2 protein-coding genes are annotated in these 3,614 nt (G+C 27.1%); both read right to left on the reverse strand.

From position 1 onward, the window contains the following. The coding region (locus CHF27_RS13500) for an Hpt domain-containing protein (RefSeq protein WP_199533677.1) at positions 1-1,268 on the reverse strand (1,268 nt) is incomplete at its 3' end. A 128-nt stretch (positions 1,269-1,396) separates the two neighbouring features. Continuing rightward, on the reverse strand, positions 1,397-3,130 hold the full coding sequence (locus CHF27_RS13505; RefSeq protein WP_243445025.1) for a methyl-accepting chemotaxis protein: 1,734 nt from the start codon (positions 3,128-3,130) through the stop codon (positions 1,397-1,399). Between the last annotated feature and the right edge of the window lie 484 nt (positions 3,131-3,614).

Here is a 3,614-nt window from a genome sequence, read left to right on the forward strand (position 1 = left end):
AATACTAAATCAACAGATTTTCCAGTTTTTTTGTTCATATCTCTTACAACTCTTTGCATTTTAGTAAAAGTTGAAGATATTGGAACCATACGAATTGACATAACTACATCTTGTAATTCATTTGTTAATTGGTGTAATCTTCTTGATTGTTTTTCAAACATATCTCTATCGAAGTTTTCTAGTTGTGATTGCTTTTCTACCATAGATTCAGTAGTAACAATTTCTCCAACTAAATTCATTAGCATATCAACCTTATCAATATTTACAGTTAAGTAACTGTTTTTGTTAGATGCATGTGAATTAGAATTTTGTTGTTTAATCTCTTTTTTAACAAAGTCTTTCTTTACTTCTTCATTTTTTACTTCTTTGTTTACTATCTCACTACTTAATGATTTATTATTTATTTCTTTATTTAGTGATTCATTACTTACGTCTTTATTTAATTGATCTTTATTTGCTTCAATTTCATTATTTATATTACTTTGATTATCATTTGAATTAACTTCATCACAAGTATTTTGTGGCTCTTCTTCATCATTAACTTCTACTAGTTCATAACTTTTTAAAAGCATAGTTTCCTGAATACTTTTCTCAATCTTACACTTATCTTGAATAGGTTTCATGTATACAGTAAGACCATTTTTAGCTATATCATCATCGCATTCTCCATTTAAATCTTCTGGTATAGTTCTCATAATAGAACCTAATTCATCTAATACTGCAAGAACACCAAATGCTCTAATTCCTTCCATACCACATCCATCTTCGAAAAATACTTTTATGCAGTAACATTTTTCTCCAATTGTTTGTATACTCTCATTATTGTCGCAATCTTGTATTAGTTTTGTTTCTAATGATTTATTTTCGTCATTATTTTGATTATTATCATTTAATAAACCTAAAACTCTTTCATGTAATTCATCTATACTAGCCTCTGGAACTAATCCATCTTGTACATTTAAGATTTCTTCTTTAAGGAAATCAATACTAACTAATACAACATCAACTACTTCTTCCCACTTACTATCAGAAAGTTCAAGTCCTTTACGTATTTCATCAAAAACATCTTCTACACTATGAGTAAGTTTTGTTAAACTATCATATCCCATCATGGCTGAAGAACCTTTAATAGTATGCATTACACGAAATATTTCTTCTATTTCTTCTTTTTCTAATTTACCACCTACAAGTAAAATTTCTTCTAATTGCTCTAATAACTGCATATTTTCTTGCACATAAAATTCATTTAAAGAATCTACTTGGCTCATATTCTTCTCCTTTATTGATTAAACTTAATAGATTTCAACTTATTTGATATTTAAATTCAATCTTTAAAAATGGAAGCATAAAAGCTTCCATTTTTAAAAAATCATAAATTTTGATATTCGTTATTGTATTACTCATTCATTCCATAATAATTAATTTCATCATTATTAAAATTTATCTGTTTATGAGAACTATTTGTATCTTTTAATTTAAAGTTCTCAATAAGTGATTTCATCATCTGAGCTTGTCCACTTAATTCTTCACTAGCAGCAGCACTTTCCTCTGATGTTGCAGAGTTAGTTTGTACTACCTCTGAAATTTGTTCTACTCCTAATGTAACTTGAGAAATTGCACTAGCTTGTTCATCAGATGCTTTAGCAATTTCATCAATTAATACAATACTTTGATTAGTTGTATCAATTATTTTTTGAAGCGACTGAGCTGTATTATCTACAATCTTAGTTCCATTATCAACTGCTTGTATTGAATTTTCAATAAGTGTAGCAGTATTTTTTGCAGCTTCTGCTGATTTAGCTGCAAGATTTCTTACCTCATCAGCAACAACTGCAAATCCTTTACCTGCATTTCCTGCACGCGCTGCTTCTACTGCTGCATTTAATGCTAATATATTTGTTTGGAATGCTATATCATCTATTGTTTTTATAATTCTACCGATTTCATTAGAAGTAAATGAAATTTCTTCCATAGCTTTAACCATTTGTTTCATTTGTTCATTACCATCTTCAACTTCACGACCTGAACTTAATGCTAAAACATTAGCTTCTTGAGCATTATTTGCAGTATCTTTAATTTTATCAGATATTTCTATAATAGTTGCAGATAATTCTTGAATTGCACTTGCTTGTTCAGTAGCACCTTGTGCTAACATTTGTGATCCACTTGACACTTGATCTGATGCCGCTCCTACTTCTTCTGAGGCTACATTTATTTGTGACATTGTTTCACTTAAATCATTAGTTATTTTAATTACTGAATTTTCAATATTTTTAAATACTCCTATATATTGTACTTCAGGTGTAACATTAAAGTTTCCTGATGCAAATTCTCCTAAAACACGAACTGTGTCATTTATAATTTCTTTAATTTCATTACTCATTTGACGCATACTATTTGATAAAATACCTAATTCATCCTTTGATTCATAATTAATATTAATATCAAAGTCACCCTCAGCCATTTTATTTGCAGCTATTTCTATTTCTTCAATTGGCTGCTTTAAGCTCTTTGTAATATACAGACATATAACTACTCCTGCTACTAGAGAAGATACACACAGAACTGTCGAAATAAACGTTGCTTGTGATGCTGCATGTTGTACTCCTTCATTAAATTTAATACCTAGAGCTTCTGCCTCTTTATTAAAATTTATTGAATTTTCTATACACTTATCATATGCTTGCATGTATTCAGAATTTTTTGCTGTCATTTCTGTTGCTTTCTTATAATCACCTTTCTCTATAACTGTATAAATTTTTTCATATTCTTGTATTAGATTAGCTTTCGAACTTTCAAGATCATCAATTAAGTTTGTCTCTCCTTTAAAAGAATCACGAATTGTTTTAATTCTTTTATCAACACTATCAAAGTCTTTCAGTATTATCGTTCTATATTCAGTAGGATTCTGTCTAAGAATTGAATTACCAATATTTCTTCCAGTAGAAACTAAATCTCTACGAATTCCCATAGTTTGAGTTGTTAATTCATAAGGCCCCTCAAATAAATCCTTGCTTAGTTTTGCTGCTTCTTTTAAATTAGATATTGTATAAATATTTGAAAATGCTGTAATCATTAACAAAACAATAAAACATATACTTAGCTTTTTACCTATTTTTAAATTTTTCATATACATTCCTCCCTAAAATTTAATTTGTTATAATTTCTACTATCTCATGCAATAAAACTTTTTCTATTTAAATACTAAATTTAAATAATCAATGTTATATTTTCATTTGCTGTCTAAACTCTAAATAAAAATCTTTTTTGATATATAGAGCTATATCACTTTAATATTTATAATTTATATACTTAAATTACCTGTAATATGTCCTGACATATTGTACCATAATTTTACATTATTGTGAATTATAACCCAATTACTGTTTTAGAGATTTAAGTTTTTAATATAATATATTCTTTACAATATGAAATTATTGTCGAATTTTTTGTTGATATTATTGATTCTGGAATGCATTTTTAAAAAACAGTTAAAAAATTATATAATAAAAGGAAGATGTCAAAACATCTTCCTTTTATTATATAAATCCTTCATATCTGTACTGTAAATTTGATTATTTATTATCAAAATAAATTATAATTTAGATAAAGCA

This window comes from Romboutsia maritimum, from assembly GCF_002251085.2.
GTDB classification, from domain to species: Bacteria; Bacillota; Clostridia; order Peptostreptococcales; family Peptostreptococcaceae; genus Romboutsia_B; species Romboutsia_B maritimum.